Below are 16,395 nucleotides of genomic sequence, written 5' to 3' on the forward strand. Positions count from 1 at the left end.
TATATCTTTCGAACTTGAAAAAGAGAAATTAATGATTTCCGTTATGATTTGAGATTGGAACGATATCGCTAATACAGCGGTCATATCCGTCTATATGTCGATTCATTGCTGTCGTCCATCGACAGTTGCTGGTGGTGAACGTCGGTAGTACGGGTCTTCCCCTGAGAAAGGCTTATGTTGTACTGAACGTTCATTCAGTATATGGAGCGAATGACGACACGGAAACGGCCGTGGCTCGCGGCGATGTTGTCCGTCCTCGCAACCGGCCTTGGGCATCTCTATCTCCGTCGTTGGAAGCGTGCGCTCGGATGGCTTGCAACGCTCTACGTCGTTGCTGTGCTGTTCGTCCCTTCCAGCGTGCTCGACGCCCTCTTCACGGGTGGACCGGTCGACCTCCTCGCCGCCGCACCCGTTCTCCTTGTCAGCGGCCTTTGCGTCCTCGATGCCTACCTCCTCGCACACGTCCAGAACACGTTCGAGCGACTCGTGACGATAGAGGTCAGCCAACCGACCGAGAGCGACGCGGAAGCCGTTCGTTGCCCGAGTTGTGGTCGCGCCCTCGACGCCGACCTCGACTTCTGCCACTGGTGTACGACGCAACTCGACGGCGATGGCTCGGCAACCGACGGGTCGCACGAAAACTAGTTGACACCGTTTATTCGTCCGCCAGAACGCACCGTTGAAGATAGCGGTCCGTCTCGTCCCGTATCGCTTCGAAGCGGTCGTCGTCGGTCGTCATCTGCTCGGTCATCGTGCCGACGATGATCGTCTGCAGCAGCGTCGCCGTCCGTCGGGAGTCCACGTCCCGAAAGACACCCTCATCGATACCCTTGCGGATGATCCGTGCGATCTGCTTCCGAATGAACTCGTCGCTGCGCGTGAAGTGCTCGCGGAACTCGGCGTCGTGTGTCCCTTGTGCGCGGAGTTCGACCATCGCTTGGGCGAACCCGTGGAAGTCGCTCGAACGGGGGTCGAAGAGCACTTGATCGAGGAGTTCGTCGAGATGGTCCGCGGCGCTCCCTCCTTCGGGGTACGGTATCTGGTCCTCGAACCGTTCCAGCATGAAATCGAGGAAATCCAATAGCAGGTCGTCTTTGCCGTCGTAGTGGTAGTAGAGAAGGGATTTCGATTTTCCGAACTCGTCGCTGATGTGCTGAATCGTGAGATCCTTGTACCCGTATTCACAGAGCGCATAGAAGGTCGCTTTCATGATCTCCTCCCGCGTGCCGTCCGCCTCATCGAGAAACGAAGGGGTATCAGTCATTGATACTGTGTATTAGGGTACCAACAAACAGTTTTGTCGGTCCACCCCGCGCCGGCCGTCACCAGCGCTTCCCGCCATCGCGCGATCCTCCTTCGAATATTCGCCCACGATTTCTAGAGCGGGGTACGGGTCCCCCGCGCCGTCGTAATCGTTTCCAACTACCGGTCCAAAATGACACAGTAATCGACTTGAAACCGAATTTGGGTCCGATCTGTATCCATTTATGCCCGATTTTCCGCACAGTCGTGTGCGATCTCGGACAATCGCTTTAGGGTACCCGGCCATCGATGAAATCGGAGGCACACCCGAAACGATGGTCGAAAACGTGCGCCGACGTGGCCCACACGCTACCCACGCGATGAACGTCGTTTCGGGCAGAATCCACAGTAGAACACAGCAGTATCGAATCACCCCGACGCGTGCGACGGATGTCACCCCTGTCACCCCTGACAGAACGCATCACTCACCTTCATGGTTTCGTCCGCGCACCGTCGAACCCGTTCATCACTACCCACGCGTTATCACTGTCTGACGCTGGACGCGAGCCGTCATCCGCCTCCATTCGGTTCGCCGATGCGTCGTTCGGATGAGCTCCGACACTGACGACGGCGTGGCTGCGAACACCTCTCGAATCGATTTTTTCGGAAAAATACCGCCGCTAATACTCACAAATCCCCCATCCCCGACACTCACAGTTTTCTTGTTCTGTTTCCTGCTATCTCATCCGCCGCTCGTCCCCGTCACTTGTAGCTCTGATAGAGCAGGATGATGACCGAGACGCTGGCGAACATGTCCGGCAGGAACGTGAACGGTCCGAGCCCGCCGGGCGGTCTGAAGCCGAACAGGGTGGTGACCAACGGGTTCGCGGTGAGGGCGTACAGCGTCAGTGATATGGTGAACAACAGCAGGCTCATCGTGAACCGGTTCGGTAGATTACGGTAAATCCGAGCGTACGTCGTGAGGAGGACGAGTAGCAGGACGCTCGTGAACGTGGAGAAGAACGTTTTTACCTGAATGATCTCGGCCAACGGCTCCATCCCGCCTTGTGGCGGCCCGGGATGCCGGAAGATATACTGCGGCAGCAGGAACGAAATGAGCGCCGCGGCTACGAGCGAGCCGACGACATAGACGAGCGTCCGAACGAGCGCGCGGTCTTCAGTCATCGTCGAGGGATGCTTGTTCGGCGATTTCATCGAGCAGGTCGAGGTTCGATTCCATCCGGTCGGTCAGGAAGTACATCTTCCCGTACTCGTCACCCGTCGTGGTGAGCACGTCGTTTTCTTCGAGCATTTCGAGGTGGTGTTGGACGGTTTTGTAGTTCAGGTCCAGTTCGTTGGAGAGTTGGTTCGTGTTCATCGGGCGTCGGTTCAGCGACCGGACGATACGCAATCGGTTTTTGCCGCCCTGCGTCCCGCCGATGAGCCACCACAGTAGCTGTCTCATCGATTCGCTTGCCTGTCGACCCCTGTGGTACTCGTGCGTTGCATCGGTAGCGGGTTCCGGAATCGTGTATCTATTCGCGCTCTCGTTAACTTCCATCTTTCTACTCGACGAGGTGTTGCCCGAAAATCCGCCGCACCGACCGCCGTCGCAAGTGGTGTCGGCCACAGTTTTCCACTCTCGTTCTCCACCGCTCACGAACCCCCGTATAGTGTTTCATCCGTTTGTGGCTACTGTGTAGATCATCCATAAACGTTCACCGAACTGATGGATGGATCGGTCACTGATGAGGGGAAATTCAGGCCCAAATTCACACGAATTGTTTCTCTGCGCGCACCGCCATCGCCGGTTGTTCTCGAACTAAATCGAACTGAATAATTGGGGTATCTGTGCCGAATTTGTGCCTCTTTTCCGACGAATCCATCCGCAACTTCGGCAATCGAATATAATCCATCGGGGAGCAGGCCTTCCCGAAAACGATGATTCGACTATCCGTTCGAGAACGACCAGTAAACCATGGATGGGGCTTCCACCGCGACGCCCGCTCCGCCGACGTGGGTGGTTTCGATGAGTAACGAAACGACGGACACCTCGCTCTCCGACCGGCTCTCGTCGTTCGCCGACGAGACGCCGATGGAGAAAGTCGCGCTGCTCGGCATCCTCTGTCTGTCGGCGTTTTTGAACCTGTATCGCGTTTCGGACGAAGGATACGCCAACCTCTACTACGCGGCAGCCGTGAAAAACATGCTCACGAGTTGGCACAACTTCTTCTTCGTCTCGTTCGACGCCGGGTTCGTCACCGTCGATAAACCGCCGCTCGGCCTGTGGATTCAGACGGCAAGCGCGTGGCTGTTCGGGTTCCACGGCTGGAGTCTGATACTTCCGCAAGCGATCGCGTGCGTGCTGTCGATCGCGCTGCTGTATCGCATCGTCGGCCGGACGTTCGGTTCGCGTGCGGGACTTGCCGCCGCGCTGACGATGGCGCTGACGGCGGTCGTCATCCCGACCAGCCGAAACAACACTGCGGACATGCTCGTCGTCCTCGCCGTGCTCGGCGGGGCCTACTTCGTACTCCGTGCGGCCGAAACCGGTCGCCGACGGTGGCTCTTCGCCTCCGCGGCCGCGGTCGGTCTCGGCTTCAACATCAAGATGATGGAGGCCTACCTCGTGCTCCCGGCGTTCTACCTCGTCTACCTGCTGGGCGCGGAGGTGTCCATACGGCGACGCATCACCGACCTCGTGCTCTCGACGGGCGTCCTGTTCGTCGTCTCGTTCGCGTGGGCAACCGTCGTTGCGCTGACCCCGGCCAGTCAGCGTCCCTACATCGGGTCGACCGACAACAACTCCATCTTCAGCTTAATTTTCGGCTACAACGGTATCGAACGCCTCACCGGAATGGGTGGTGGCGGCATCGGTGGCAGCAGTAGCAGTGGTGGGTTCGGCGGCGGTGGCGGCGGTTTCAGTCACGGAGCCATCGGACCGCTTCGGCTGTTCAACGGGGAACTCGCCGGGCAAATCGGCTGGTTGCTGCCGGTGGCAGTCGTCGCGCTGGTACTGCTCGTTTACCGACAGCGCGGTCAGTGGCCGTTCGACGGTCGGAGTCGGTCGGTCGTACTGTGGGGAATGTGGTTCCTCACGGCCGCGACGTTCTTCAGCGTCGCCGGATTCTTCCACCTCTACTACCTCGTCATGTTGGCTCCGCCCGTCGCCGCGTTGGTCGGCATCGGGTTGGTGGAGTTATGGGACGAGTACTGGAACACCGATTCGAGCACCCTCCTCGGATGGCTACTGCCAGCGACGCTGCTCGGGACCGCGGCCGTTCAGGCGTACATCCTGTCGCGATATCCTTCCTACAGCCAAACGCTCACTCCTGTCATCGTGGGTGGTGTCGTCATCGTCGCGGCGGCGCTCGTGATCGGACGGGTTCGCCGACGGACCGACCGTCGTTGGCGGTCCGCGATGGGAACCGCGACGGCGCTCGGTCTCGTCGTCCTTCTCGTCGCGCCGACGGTTTGGGGTTCGATGTCCATCGCGTCGGGGACGAACGTCTCCATCCCCTCGGCGGGTCCGTCGTCCAGCGCGTTCGGTGGCGGCGGCGGGCCGAGTGGAACGGGCAACGGCTCACCCCCGTCCGGATTCGGTGGGAACGCCTCGTTCGACAACAGTACCGCCGGAAACGGCAGTCAGTTCGCGGGACCGTCGAACGCCTCCGGATTCACCGGCGGAGGCGGTGCATTCGGTTCGGGATCCGGCGGTGCAAGCAGCGAGGCGAACACTGCGCTGCTGTCGTATTTGGAAGCTCACCAGGGTAACGCAACGTATCTGGTGGCCGCGGATTCGGGAGCGAACAGTATCACCCCGCTGATGCTGAACAGCGACGAACCCATCATCTCGCTCGGCGGGTTCGGCGGGAGCGACCCCGTCATGACCAAGAGCGAACTCGCCTCGCTCGTCCGGAGCGGCGAACTCAAATACGTTCTCGTCGGCGGTCGAATGGGCGGCGGTGCAGGGGGTAACGCTCCATCGGAAACGAACGGCTCGTACGGGTCCCAATCCGCAGCCAACGGCCAGTATTCGTCGAACGGTCCGAACGGCGGGAACGCGAGCTCCGGAGCGATGAATTTCGGCGATAGCCAGCAAAACGGGGTGTCCCAGTGGGTCGAAAACAGCTGTACCGTCGTTTCCAGCGACGAGTACCAGTCGTCCGATAGCAACCAGTCTGGATCCGCGGGCACCCTCTACAACTGCACCAGTGCGGTGAGCAACTGATGGGCGAACGGCTATCCATCGTACGGCGGTTCGGGACCCCGAAGAACCTGCTGTCTATCCTCTTTGCGGGCGTACTGCTGGTGCTCACCGCATGGAGTATGGCCGATATCGACTGGAATTCGGTCATCGGCTACCTCGGCGAGACCGACCTGCTCTGGTTTCTACTCGCGCTGGTGGTGTTCCACGCGCTGTCGCTCGTCCGTTCGCTCCGATGGCGGACGCTGTTGCGGAACGCCGGGTACGAACTGACCGCGACCGGAGCGCTCGGGACCGTCGCCGAACTGACGCGCATCATCTACCTCGGATGGTTCGTCAACTGCATCACGGTGGCGAGACTCGGCGACGTGTATCGCTGCTCGCTGCTCCGACGTTCGGCGGACGTCGAATTCGGCGTCACGGCCGGGACGGTGCTGACCGAGCGAGTCGTCGACTTCTCCGTTCTGGTCGTCGTTCTGGGAATTTCGACCCTGTTCGCCTTCTGGGGTGATTTCCCGACGTTCGTCGTGAACGCACTCCTCGTCGGCGCGGCTCTCTCGGGATTCGGACTCACAGGCGTGTTGGCGTTGCGACACTCCAACAGGACTGTCGAACGACTGATCCCGACCCGATTTCGGCGCTACTACGTCCATCTCCGGCGGGGAACGGTCGGGTCACTCGATCGGATTCCGACCCTCGTCGGCTACACCGCCGTCGGGTGGATCATCGAGGGGGTAACCATGTATCTCGTCGCGGTCGCCATCGGCGTGTCGCTCCCCATCGCAGGCGCGTTCGTCACCGCGCTCGTCGCCGTCCTGCTCTCGACCGTTCCGGTGACGCCCGGCGGGCTTGGCGTCACGGAGGTCGGTATCGCGTTCGTCCTCGGCTGGGTTGGCGTGGATTCGACGGCCGTCGCGGCGGTCACCATCCTCAATCGGCTGATCAGCTACTGGAGCGTCGTCGGCGTCGGGGTCCTGCTCTCGCTCCTCGGACTCCGCGTTCCCATCGAACTGACGACGACACCCGCGACGAGCGGTGCTCCGACCTTCGGGGGTAAATCGCGCACATGAGTGAGTCGAGTGAGACCAGGGAGACTGGTACGATGAGCGGGTCGAATGGGACCAATGAGACGGACGAGACGAGTGTACCCAGTGAGATGAGCGAGATGACCGGTGACGTTCCCGAGGTGAGCATCGTCCTGCCCGCCTACAACGAGGCGTCGACAATCGCCAGTGCGACCGAGATGACGATCAAGACGCTGGCGGGGTTCCTCCCCTCCGATTCGTTCGAAGTGGTGATCGCGGAGGACGGCTGTACCGACGAGACGCCCGAGATAGCCGCGCTGCTCGCGCGCGACCACGACCGAATCCGGCACTTCCACGGCGAGAACCGCGCCGGGCGCGGTGCGGCGCTCTCGCGCGTGTTCGGGGCAGTCGAAAGCGACGTCGTCGGGTACATCGACACCGACCTCGCCACGGACATGAAACACCTCGAAGAACTGGTCGAGAGCGTCCGCGTCGGACCGTACGACGTTGCGACAGGGTCGCGCCTCCTTCCGGGCAGCCAAGCGAACCGCTCGCTGAAACGCGGCACCGCCAGTCGCGTTTACAATGGCCTCGTCAGGACGTGTCTCTCCTCGTCGGTACACGACCACCAGTGCGGGTTCAAGGCGTTCGACCGAACGGCGCTCGACGACCTCCTCCCGGCCGTCGAGGACCGCCATTGGTTCTGGGACACCGAACTCCTGATACGCGCCCAGCGGATGGGCTACCGGATTCACGAGTTCCCCGTCGTCTGGAACCCCGGCCGGGACACGACGGTCGATGTCCTCCGGGACGGGGGTTTCATGGGCTATCGCGTTCTCAGGTTGTGGTGGCAACTCGGCAGGACGGAATAATTACCACAATCGTTTCATTTTGTGGCAAAATTTGGTAACAAACTCGTTCACCACCACAATTCTCAGGAGATGCCGGGATTGTTTTTCTAATTCAAAGATTCGAGCGGAACTGAGACGCAAAGCTAATATAATTATGCTATATGTTTTCATAGCATGGATAGACGGACCTACCTCAAAGCGAGTGGTGGCGCGTTCTCCGCGTTGGCACTCTCCGGATGCGTAAGTACGATTACCGGCAGTAACGGCGACAAGATCATTATCGGATCGGACATCCCGTACAAACCGTTTGAATACGAGAAAGAGGACGGAACGCTAACTGGATTCGATCCCGCGATCGCGAAGGCCATCTTCAAGGATCAAATGGACCGCGAGTACGAGTTCCAGAAGACTAGCTTCGATAGCATCATGAAGAGCTTGAATAACGGGAATTTCCGTATCATCATGAGCGCGATGACGATAAACGACAAACGAAAGAAGAACATCGCATTCTCTGATCCGTACTTCACGGCCTACCAGACCGTTGCGATCAAAAAGGATGGCAGTATAAAAAAGCTCGAAGACCTGAAGGGTAAAACAGTCGCGGTTCAGAAGGGTACCACTGGGGAGGACACGACAGTTGATCTCAAGAAGAAGTGGAACGGAAACCTCAAAATCGACAAGTACGATCAAATTACGGGCGCGTTCAATGCGCTGCAAAACGATCAGGCAGTTGCAGTCATCAACGACAACACCGTCAATGCGCAGTTCGTGAACGATAACGACAATGTCATTTTCCTTGAAGGGGATGGGGAAGCTGCGAAAAAGGGGAAGAACGCCCCATCGTATCTGACCCTGTCCGTCGAGGAGTACGGTATCGGCTTCCGCAAGGACGACGACGAATTCCGGAAAAAGGTAAACAAAGCTCTCTCCACGATCAAAGACAACGGTACGTACGACGACATCTACAGTCAGTACTTCAACGGATAACCCCGGACACGAACTTTGTTATCAAACACAGTGAAACAACGATAAACTATGGCAGAGACATACCTTGAAGAGTCGAACGTTGAACAACAAACAGATGACGGTCTATTAACTGATACGCGACTCAAGTGGATCGGTATCATCATTGCAGGGTCGTTCTCCGCTGGTGTTATCCTCCTCATATCTCAAATACTTATTAGGTTTGTCGATTATGACCTGATGCGAGCAATCCTTCCTCGGTTTATCGACGCGTACATCCTCGTGCTCGAAATTGTGGTCGTATCAAGTGTTCTGTCGCTCATCGCGGGTGTATTTGTTGGATTGGGCCGTGTTTCGAAGACGAGATTTACTCGTACCGTGGCGTCGGTTTATGTGGAGTTTTTCCGTGGAACACCGCTCCTGTTTCAGCTGTTGGTCATCTACGTTGGTATTCCAGCATTCGGTATCGGGCGCTTCCCGAACTGGAAGTACTTCGCGGCGGTTATCGGACTTACGTTGAACCACGCCGCATATTCCGGCGAAGCGATAAAAGGCGGTATCAACTCAATTCCGGATGGACAGATGGAGGCCGCTCGGTCACTCGGCATGTCGTACATCAGCGCGATGCGAAAAGTCGTCTTGCCGCAGGCGTGGCGAAACGCGCTTGCCGCGATCGGCAACGACCAGATAATTCTCGTCAAGGACACCTCACTACTGACCGTCATTGCAGTCCCCGAAATCATCAGTGTCTTTCGGAACGTCAACAGTAACCAACTCGAAACGTGGACTCCGATAATTCTGGTTTGTATCGCATACCTCGCCATTACGATTCCACTGAGCAGGCTCGTTCGCATGCTCGAAAGCCGCGCCGAATGGGGTGAGGAGCAATGAGGACCCCGAAGATCGAGTTCGACGGCGTTGACAAATATTTCGGCGAGGCGCACGTCCTGAAGGACGTGGACCTCGACATCGACGACGGCGAAGTGGTCGTCGTCGTCGGGCCGAGCGGAAGCGGGAAATCGACGTTGCTCCGCTGCACGAACCGCCTCGAAGAGATTCAGGGCGGCGACATCCGCATCGAGGGCGAGTCGATTACGGACCCGACCGTCGATATCAACTTCCTGCGCCAGCGCATCGGCATGGTGTTCCAGAGCTTCAACCTCTTCCCGCACAAAACCGCGTTGGAAAACATCGCCCTCGCGCCGATGGACGTGAAGGGGCTGTCCCAGATGGACGCCGAAGAGCGGAGTCAACAACTCCTCGCCGACGTCGGCCTCGCCGATCAGGCGGACTCCTACCCGAACCAGCTTTCGGGCGGGCAACAGCAGCGCGTGGCCATCGCCCGAGCGCTGGCGATGGACCCGCACGTCATGCTGTTCGACGAGGTGACGAGCGCGCTCGACCCCGAACTCGTCGGCGAGGTGCTCGGCGTCATGCGCGAACTCGCCCACGAGGGCATGACGATGATGGTCGTCACCCACGAGATGGGCTTCGCCCGCGAAGTGGGCGACCGAATCGTCCTCATGGCCGACGGGCGCGTCATCGAAACGGCTCCACCGGAGGAGTTCTTCGAAAACCCGCGCACCGACCGCGCGCGACAGTTCCTCTCGATGGTGTTGTAGTTCTCGATAGTGCTGTAGTCGCCGCTATTTTTTAGTCGTCCGTTCCCGAAAAGGGGCCGCAGTACTCCGTTTCAAAGACGATTTCTGGGACCATGTAACCGCAGTCTATCATTTGAGCCGAGCGCATGTGAGACTGTCTTGCTACCGGCACGACTCCGAAAAATCCGTGATAGTTGCCGAAACCGCTGCTTACGCCAGCGGGATGATCGTCGAGAGTACGAGCACCGTTACGAGACCGGTGATGGAGATGATGGTCGTCACCATCGTCCACGTCTGTAGGGTTTCACGCTGCGTGAGGCCGCCGATTTCTTTGACGAGCCAGAATCCCGAGTCGTTGTACCACGAGCAGATGTTTCCGCCAGCGCCGATGGCCATTACCATGTACACCGGGCTAACCGAAAGCTGTCCGGTCAGCGGTGCCATGATTCCCGCGGCGGTGAGCATCGCGGCGGTCGCCGAACCCTGTGCGATGCGAACGATGGCCGCTACGAGCCATGCGGTCACCAACAGGCCGATGCCGAGTCCCTGCAAGTGGTCCGCGATGTACGGGCCGATTCCGGACGCGGCCAGGAGCGCACCGAACGCGCCACCCATCGCCGTGATGGCGGCGATGTTTCCGCCGCTTTTCAATGCCTCCGTGAGTTCCTCCTCCCAGAGCGAGCGCGAGAGGTCGGACCAACGGAGGTAGGTGTACGCCGCCGCGATGGCGGCGATGGTCAGCGCGACGTTCTTGTCACCGACGAAGGCGACGACGGGTTGGAGCGGTTCGAGAATCGGATACGGTTTCTTGAACGTATCCACGATGGTGTACGAAGCGACGAGCCCGATGGCGAGGATGATGGGGAGCGCCGATTCGAGGAAGTTCGGAAGCGTGTCCGAACTCCGATTCGCACGCTCCTGGAGTTCCTCCGTCGTCGTCCCCATCGCGTCCCGAAGGGGGATGTCGATTCGCTTGTTAAGCCAGCGGCCGTACACCAGACCGGCTATGATTGCCGATGGGATGGCTACCAGCAGACCGATCAGGATGGTTAGTCCGAGGTTTTGAATGCCGAGCTGGTCGGAGACGGCCAGCGGGCCCGGTGTCGGCGGAACGAACACGTGGGCCACGGATGCACCTGCACCGACGACGATGAGGTACAGCGCGTAATTATCCCCCACTCGCGCACGCATCGAGCGTGCGAGTGGTGCCAGTAAGTAAAACACGCTGTCGAAGAACACCGGGATGGCGAGTACAGTACTGCTACCCCACAGCGCGATGTCCGAATTCTCTTTTCCGACAGCTGACTGGAATCCCCGGACGATACGTTGGGCGGAACCGCTTTCGAGCATCGATTTGCCGATGACCGATGCCATCAGAATCGGGATACCGATACCTGCCATACCGTTCCCGAACTCGGTCGCCGTCTTCGCCGCCGCATCGGCGAACGTGAAGTCGGCGACGAATACTGCGTTGAGGAGTCCAACACCGAACGCGGCGATTGCCAATCCGACGAACGCCGGGAGGTCCCAGACGACGAGTAAGAGGACGACCAAAATAAGCCCGACTGCGAACGTGAGCAGCGGACTCTGTGCCAATTCAATTGCCATAGATTGCGACTCCATGTCATTGATGTTCATTGAAAACATTTTCCTTTAAATGTGCCATTTTAATAAACATCGTTAATAAAAGATAAAAGTGTTTAATTTAGATTGTACTATTCTTTTACTATGTAAATGAACGCTGGTTTTATTGTTGGCCGTTTATTGGTGTCCGATATGGAACGTGCACTCGTGGTCGTCGAACCGACGGAAACGGCAAAAGAACTCGCGTACGAAGCGGGAACCATTGCCGAAGGAGTGGGGGCCGACATGATTTTGACGCATATCACAACGGAACAGGAGTACGGCGCTCGTCGGGACGCTATGGAATCGTTGATGAGTAGCTCGGCGAGTTACACGGTCGGTGAAGCCGAGGAAGGGGCGACCCAGTTCGCCCGCGACATCGGCGACGAAGTGCTCTCGGAACTCGACGTCGAGTACGAGGTGACGGGATTCCTCGGCAACAAAGCCGAAAAGATACTCGATGCGGCCGACGAGTACGACTGTGACCACGTCTTCCTGACGGGCCGCCAGCGGTCACCGACCGGCAAAGCCCTCTTCGGCGACGCGACACAGGGAGTCATTCTCGACTTCGAGGGCCCGGTTACCGTTCTCACGGATTGAGATTTTCTCCCCTTCTTCAGAAATCTTCACAATCTTTCACACCAATTTATGCGGCAAACGTGGAAATCGCAATGAGATTTCCGGAAAAATAAAAAGCGAGGGGGGCGAGCACCCAACCATGGTGAACACACTCGACGGCAAGACTGCCGTCGTGACTGGTTCGAGTAGTGGTATCGGGAACGCTATCGCACGGGAGTTCGCGTCCCGCGGCGCAAACGTCGTCGTCAACTCCCGTTCGGAAGAGCGTGCGGCGGAGGCCGCCGAGGAAATCGCCGACGAAACCGATGCGGAGGCCGAATCCCTCCTCGCGATCGAAGCCGACGTGACGGATGGCGATTCGCTCGAATCCCTCGTCGAGCGAACCGTCGAGGAGTTCGGCTCGCTGGACGTGTGGGTGAACAACGCCGGTATCAACATCCGTGGTCCGGCCGAGGAGATGGCGATGGAGGACTGGCAGAAGGTCATCGACGTGAACCTCACCGCCCCGTTCCGCGGGGCACAGTTGGCCGGTCGGCAGATGATCGAACAGGGAACGGGCGGGGCCATCATCAACATCTCCAGCATGATGGGCGAACAGGGACAGACGGGTCGCACACCGTACAACACGTCCAAGGGTGGCGTGAACAACCTTACCCGTTGTCTGGCCGTCGAGTGGGCCGAACACGACATTCTCGTCAACGCCATCTCGCCCGGCTACATCCGGACCGAAATGGTGGGCGACGCCCAGGACCAGATCGGCTTCGACGAGGACGACGTCATCGATCGTACGCCTGTGGGCCGGTTCGGAACGCCCGAGGAAGTCGCCAACTGCGCGGCGTTCCTCGCGGAGGGCGAGCACTTCATGACCGGCGAGATTCTGCACCCTGACGGCGGATGGCTTTCGTTCGGTTGGGGAAGCAAAACGTAAAACGGCGGCTTCGAATTACCCAAACTCAGGTATCGATACGAAGCGACTGAAGACCGTAGACGATACGACTCTCGACCGGTCGGAAGTCGTCCTCGACGACTTCGAGGTCGGGATATTTTTCGAGGAGCAGTTCGAGGGCGACGTCGGCTTCGAGGCGTGCGAGCGATGCGCCGAGACAGTGGTGGATTCCTTTTCCGAAGCCCATGTGGCGGTTCGGCGAGCGTTCCGGGCGGAACTCGGAGGGTGCGTCGAACATTGCCGGGTCACGGTTTGCCGACCCCGTCCACGACACGACGAAATCACCGGCCTCCACCGTTTCCCCGGCGATTTCGGTGTCTTCCGCAGCAACGCGGGTGATCGCCTGTACGGGCGAGCGACAGCGTAGCGTTTCCTCGATCGCGGCCTTTCGGTCGACTTCGCCCGAACGCACGTCCTCCAAGCGGTCGTGTTCGTCGAGCGCCCAGACGGTGTTCGTGATGAGGTTCGTCGTCGTGATGTTCCCGGCGACGAGCAACAGGATACAGAAACCGACCTTCTCGGATTCGGTGAGCGAGTCGTCCTCTGCCGCGACCGTCAACAGGTCGTCACGCGGGTTTGCTTCCCGCTCTTCGAGAAGGCCGCGGAAGAATTCGCTCATCTCGTCCATCGCCCGTTGTCGTTCGCGTCTAAACGCCTGTAGCCCTTCTTTCGACGTATCTTCCGGCGACCCGACGACGGTGTCCGACCACTCCTTGAACTGATCGCGGCGCTCGCCGGGGACACCGAGCAACTCCGCGATGACGAGTACCGGGAATGGGTATGCGAAGTTCGAAACGAGGTCGAAGGTTCCGTCATCGGGGCAGTCATCGAGTACGTCGCGGGCGACGCGCTCGACATCCGATCGTCGGTCTCGTATCGCACCGGGGAGGAACCAATCGTCCGCAACGCTACGGAGGCGCTCGTGTTCGGGAGGGTCCGTTGCGATCATCGTCCGTGCGACCGGACGGTCGTCGGATACACTCCCGGGTCCGACGGCCTCGGTTCGATTCGACGTGAACGTGTCCGGGTCCATGAGGACTCGCTCGACGTCCTCGTACCGGAAGACGTCCCACGTTTCGCGGTCGTCGTCGTATCGGATGGGGACTTCTTCACGCATCTCCCGATACCAATCGAACGGTTCGAGGTGCGCGTCAGGATTCGCTATCTCCGCTGGAGGTCGCGCGATTCGCGCGGCCGGATTCGATTCCGACATCGAATCGACGGACGGTATGCAGGCGCAAAATCGTTCCCAAATCGTAAACAACAACGTGGTTGTTCATGTGTCCGTTCGGACCGGTCCCTCTTCGAACACCACCCAATTTTATATAGCAAAATGCGATTCATATGGTCGATACGAACCTATTTCTCATTGCCAATCAATTGTCAACTATGTCCGATTATCGCCCGCTGCCGGTCGAATACGAGGACGAGTATCGACGGTTTCTCCGCTACGCCTTCGAACCGGAGACGGATCCGAGCGACGAGGAGGATGAGGAGACATCGAATCTCGGCGACCGCCGTGGGATGTTCGACGGCGACGACCTGCTCTGTGTCTGCAAGCAGTACTGGTTCACGACGAACGTCCGCGGCGACTGGCACCAGATGGCTGGCCTGTCCGCCGTCGCGTCGCCTCCCGAAAGCCGCCACGGGGGATTGGTGCGGGAGATGCTCGCCGAATCGCTCGCCGAGTACCGTGAGAAGGAGGTGTACTTCTCGGCCCTCTGGCCCTTCTCGTACGAGTTCTACGGCAAGTACGGGTGGGCGACGGTGAACAAGTACACGCGATACGAGACCACGCCGGACGCGCTCGATTTGGGTACCGAAGCGGCGGGCGAGTTCCGTCGCCTCGACGCCGACGACTGGGAACTGCTCGTCCCGGTGTTCGACGCCCACGGTGAGAACTACGCTCTCAGCGTCGACCGAACGGAGGACTGGTGGCGCGAGCGGGTGTTCGAGGGCTGGAAGAAGGACCCCTACGTGTACGCGTGGCTACGGGATGGCGAGGCACGAAGCTACATCGTCTACAGCGTGGACGACGAGGACGACGGCAAACGACTCAAGGTGTGGGAGATGGCGTCCGCCGACGACGAGGCCTACCGCCACCTCCTTCGGTTCATCCAATACCACGATTCACAGGTCGAGACGGTCGAATTCTCCTTCGTCCCGGAAAACACCGACCTGCTCGACATCGTCGCCAACCCGCGCAACGTGGAGTGTGAGATTCGAACCGGGCCGATGTTCCGCCTCGTGGACGTCCCCCGAGCGCTCGAAGCCATTTCGTACGACGCGGAAACCGGCGTCGTCCTCCGCGTCACCGACCCGCTGGTCGGGTGGAACGACGGGACGTTCGAACTCGACACGAACGGGGTCGTTCGGTGTAACCGCACCGACGCCGACCCGGACGTGACCATCGACGTGAACACGCTCTCGCAGTTGGTCGCTGGATACCACTCGGTCGAGGACGCCGAGCGATTCGGAGAACTGGACGTTCACGAAGGCGACGCCCGTGACGATTTCGCCGCCCTGTTCCCGGAGGAGGACGTCTACCTGCGGGAGCATTTCTGACTCTTTCCGACCGACCAATACTTTTGTTCTGCGGTGTGTAGGGTCAGCCATGTCGAACGACCCGGACGACCACGACGACCGAAGTGGCCACGATGACCGGGAGGACAGGGAGGACCTCGAAAACCGCATCGAGGAGTTGGAAACCACGCTTCGCGGCCTCCAGACCGAACTCGGCCGACCGCCGCGTGGCCCACTCGGACTCCCGCGCCCGCCGACTCCGCGGGAAGTACTCTCTTTTACCGGCGAGTACGCCATCCCGACGCTCATCACCATGCTGGAGGCCAACGTCCGCGCCCTCAAAGCCCTCCAACAGATCATCCGCCTCGTTGATCCCGAGTACGACCCGACCGAGCAGGCCCGCTCGGATTTGAGCGCCCGCGCCGGTCGCGCTAGCCGTGCCACCCTCGACCGCCTCCAAGATACCCTGGACGACGTGGAAGGTGCTCTTACGGAAGGCGGCCTTCCGGAGGAACCCCGCGCGCGTAGAATCCTCGAAGACGCCCGCCGACTCAGCGACGACATCCGCGAGGAGGTTACCGTTGGCTCCGAGCAGGCCGACGAAGGCCGCGAAATCGCGAACGCCGCGGAGGAGGAGATGGAAGAAGACGAAGAGGAATCACCGCAAGTAGACGTGGACGCCGAACTCAAATCGATTCGGAGCGAACTGGGCGTCCCCGAGAACGGGGATGGAGATATGGGAGATGGCGATGCGTCGGGTGACGAATCCGACGATAGCGATGATGCCGACGAAAGCGGCGATTCTGCGGCATAATCGGTTTTTGATCTCTCTTCG

The 16,395-nt window shown here is 59.5% G+C and carries 16 protein-coding genes; 11 read left to right on the forward strand and 5 right to left on the reverse strand.

Annotated elements, in window-relative coordinates; all coding sequences use genetic code 11:
* Positions 1-201 precede the first annotated feature (201 nt).
* Complete coding sequence (locus tag NKF25_RS21410; protein WP_253228671.1) at positions 202-645, forward strand: zinc ribbon domain-containing protein; 444 nt, start codon at positions 202-204, stop codon at positions 643-645.
* Between the two features lie 10 nt (positions 646-655).
* On the opposite strand, the gene NKF25_RS21415 is transcribed toward NKF25_RS21410, so the two are convergent.
* The 3 genes from NKF25_RS21415 to NKF25_RS21425 form a co-directional block, all read right to left on the reverse strand.
* Positions 656-1,264: a TetR/AcrR family transcriptional regulator gene (locus NKF25_RS21415; protein WP_253228672.1), complete on the reverse strand. Its 609-nt coding sequence runs from the start codon at positions 1,262-1,264 to the stop codon at positions 656-658.
* 740 nt (positions 1,265-2,004) lie between these two features.
* A complete protein-coding gene (locus tag NKF25_RS21420) occupies positions 2,005-2,427 on the reverse strand; it encodes a hypothetical protein (protein WP_082837656.1) in 423 nt (140 codons plus the stop codon).
* Entirely contained in the window at positions 2,420-2,803 is a 384-nt protein-coding gene (locus tag NKF25_RS21425) for a winged helix-turn-helix domain-containing protein (RefSeq protein WP_253228673.1), read from the reverse strand. Before NKF25_RS21425 ends, NKF25_RS21420 begins: the two co-directional genes overlap by 8 nt.
* 468 nt (positions 2,804-3,271) lie before the next feature.
* Here NKF25_RS21425 and NKF25_RS21430 point away from each other — a divergent pair, with 468 nt between their 5' ends.
* The 6 genes from NKF25_RS21430 (at position 3,272) to NKF25_RS21455 (ending at position 9,910) form a co-directional block, all read left to right on the forward strand.
* Positions 3,272-5,473 carry a glycosyltransferase family 39 protein gene (locus tag NKF25_RS21430; RefSeq protein WP_253228674.1) on the forward strand — a complete coding sequence of 734 codons (2,202 nt, stop codon included), beginning with the start codon at positions 3,272-3,274 and terminating at the stop codon, positions 5,471-5,473.
* Positions 5,473-6,519 carry a lysylphosphatidylglycerol synthase transmembrane domain-containing protein gene (locus NKF25_RS21435; RefSeq protein ID WP_253228675.1) on the forward strand — a complete coding sequence of 349 codons (1,047 nt, stop codon included), beginning with the start codon at positions 5,473-5,475 and terminating at the stop codon, positions 6,517-6,519. Before NKF25_RS21430 ends, NKF25_RS21435 begins: the two co-directional genes overlap by 1 nt.
* A 32-nt stretch (positions 6,520-6,551) precedes the next feature.
* Positions 6,552-7,346: a dolichyl-phosphate beta-glucosyltransferase gene (locus NKF25_RS21440; RefSeq protein ID WP_342766347.1), complete on the forward strand. Its 795-nt coding sequence runs from the start codon at positions 6,552-6,554 to the stop codon at positions 7,344-7,346.
* A gap of 153 nt (positions 7,347-7,499) precedes the next feature.
* Complete coding sequence (locus tag NKF25_RS21445) at positions 7,500-8,312, forward strand: basic amino acid ABC transporter substrate-binding protein (RefSeq protein WP_253228676.1); 813 nt, start codon at positions 7,500-7,502, stop codon at positions 8,310-8,312.
* A 216-nt stretch (positions 8,313-8,528) separates the two neighbouring features.
* Positions 8,529-9,179 (forward strand): amino acid ABC transporter permease, encoded by a 651-nt coding sequence (locus tag NKF25_RS21450; RefSeq protein WP_253228677.1) that lies wholly within the window; start codon positions 8,529-8,531, stop codon positions 9,177-9,179.
* Entirely contained in the window at positions 9,176-9,910 is a 735-nt protein-coding gene (locus tag NKF25_RS21455; RefSeq protein WP_253228678.1) for an amino acid ABC transporter ATP-binding protein, read from the forward strand. The genes NKF25_RS21450 and NKF25_RS21455 overlap by 4 nt, the downstream gene beginning before the upstream one ends.
* Positions 9,911-10,099: 189 nt before the next feature.
* Here the strand turns inward: NKF25_RS21455 and NKF25_RS21460 are convergent, their stop codons facing one another.
* Positions 10,100-11,527 (reverse strand): gluconate:H+ symporter, encoded by a 1,428-nt coding sequence (locus NKF25_RS21460; RefSeq protein WP_253228679.1) that lies wholly within the window; start codon positions 11,525-11,527, stop codon positions 10,100-10,102.
* A gap of 138 nt (positions 11,528-11,665) precedes the next feature.
* Here NKF25_RS21460 and NKF25_RS21465 point away from each other — a divergent pair, with 138 nt between their 5' ends.
* Together NKF25_RS21465 and NKF25_RS21470 are read left to right on the forward strand one after the other, a co-directional pair.
* Complete coding sequence (locus NKF25_RS21465; protein WP_253228680.1) at positions 11,666-12,112, forward strand: universal stress protein; 447 nt, start codon at positions 11,666-11,668, stop codon at positions 12,110-12,112.
* Positions 12,113-12,230: 118 nt separating this feature from the next.
* Positions 12,231-13,019 (forward strand): SDR family oxidoreductase, encoded by a 789-nt coding sequence (locus tag NKF25_RS21470; protein ID WP_253228681.1) that lies wholly within the window; start codon positions 12,231-12,233, stop codon positions 13,017-13,019.
* 25 nt (positions 13,020-13,044) lie between these two features.
* On the opposite strand, the gene NKF25_RS21475 is transcribed toward NKF25_RS21470, so the two are convergent.
* The gene (locus tag NKF25_RS21475; protein WP_253228682.1) at positions 13,045-14,250 is read right to left on the reverse strand and encodes a cytochrome P450; all 1,206 of its coding nucleotides are present in this window, start codon (positions 14,248-14,250) and stop codon (positions 13,045-13,047) included.
* A 176-nt stretch (positions 14,251-14,426) separates the two neighbouring features.
* On the opposite strand from NKF25_RS21475, the gene NKF25_RS21480 reads away from it, so the two are divergent.
* Positions 14,427-15,602, forward strand: a complete 1,176-nt coding sequence (locus NKF25_RS21480) for a GNAT family N-acetyltransferase (RefSeq protein ID WP_253228683.1) — start codon at positions 14,427-14,429, stop codon at positions 15,600-15,602.
* 49 nt (positions 15,603-15,651) lie between these two features.
* On the forward strand, positions 15,652-16,374 hold the full coding sequence (locus tag NKF25_RS21485) for a hypothetical protein (RefSeq protein ID WP_253228684.1): 723 nt from the start codon (positions 15,652-15,654) through the stop codon (positions 16,372-16,374).
* Positions 16,375-16,395: the final 21 nt, after the last annotated feature.

This window comes from Haladaptatus sp. AB643, from assembly GCF_024136975.1.
GTDB lineage: Archaea > Halobacteriota > Halobacteria > Halobacteriales > Haladaptataceae > Haladaptatus.

What these genes read in the sequence shown, in the direction of transcription:
- NKF25_RS21440 (WP_342766347.1), top strand. Translation starts at nt 6,552, where the DNA reads ATGAGCGGGTCGAATGGGACCAATGAGACGGACGAGACGAGTGTACCC.
- NKF25_RS21480 (WP_253228683.1), top strand. Translation starts at nt 14,427, where the DNA reads ATGTCCGATTATCGCCCGCTGCCGGTCGAATACGAGGACGAGTATCGA.
- NKF25_RS21435 (WP_253228675.1), top strand. Translation starts at nt 5,473, where the DNA reads ATGGGCGAACGGCTATCCATCGTACGGCGGTTCGGGACCCCGAAGAAC.
- NKF25_RS21430 (WP_253228674.1), top strand. Translation starts at nt 3,272, where the DNA reads ATGAGTAACGAAACGACGGACACCTCGCTCTCCGACCGGCTCTCGTCG.
- NKF25_RS21415 (WP_253228672.1), bottom strand. Translation starts at nt 1,264, where the DNA reads ATGACTGATACCCCTTCGTTTCTCGATGAGGCGGACGGCACGCGGGAG.
- NKF25_RS21425 (WP_253228673.1), bottom strand. Translation starts at nt 2,803, where the DNA reads ATGGAAGTTAACGAGAGCGCGAATAGATACACGATTCCGGAACCCGCT.
- NKF25_RS21485 (WP_253228684.1), top strand. Translation starts at nt 15,652, where the DNA reads ATGTCGAACGACCCGGACGACCACGACGACCGAAGTGGCCACGATGAC.
- NKF25_RS21470 (WP_253228681.1), top strand. Translation starts at nt 12,231, where the DNA reads ATGGTGAACACACTCGACGGCAAGACTGCCGTCGTGACTGGTTCGAGT.
- NKF25_RS21445 (WP_253228676.1), top strand. Translation starts at nt 7,500, where the DNA reads ATGGATAGACGGACCTACCTCAAAGCGAGTGGTGGCGCGTTCTCCGCG.
- NKF25_RS21420 (WP_082837656.1), bottom strand. Translation starts at nt 2,427, where the DNA reads ATGACTGAAGACCGCGCGCTCGTTCGGACGCTCGTCTATGTCGTCGGC.
- NKF25_RS21455 (WP_253228678.1), top strand. Translation starts at nt 9,176, where the DNA reads ATGAGGACCCCGAAGATCGAGTTCGACGGCGTTGACAAATATTTCGGC.
- NKF25_RS21450 (WP_253228677.1), top strand. Translation starts at nt 8,529, where the DNA reads ATGCGAGCAATCCTTCCTCGGTTTATCGACGCGTACATCCTCGTGCTC.
- NKF25_RS21460 (WP_253228679.1), bottom strand. Translation starts at nt 11,527, where the DNA reads ATGAACATCAATGACATGGAGTCGCAATCTATGGCAATTGAATTGGCA.
- NKF25_RS21475 (WP_253228682.1), bottom strand. Translation starts at nt 14,250, where the DNA reads ATGTCGGAATCGAATCCGGCCGCGCGAATCGCGCGACCTCCAGCGGAG.
- NKF25_RS21465 (WP_253228680.1), top strand. Translation starts at nt 11,666, where the DNA reads ATGGAACGTGCACTCGTGGTCGTCGAACCGACGGAAACGGCAAAAGAA.
- NKF25_RS21410 (WP_253228671.1), top strand. Translation starts at nt 202, where the DNA reads ATGGAGCGAATGACGACACGGAAACGGCCGTGGCTCGCGGCGATGTTG.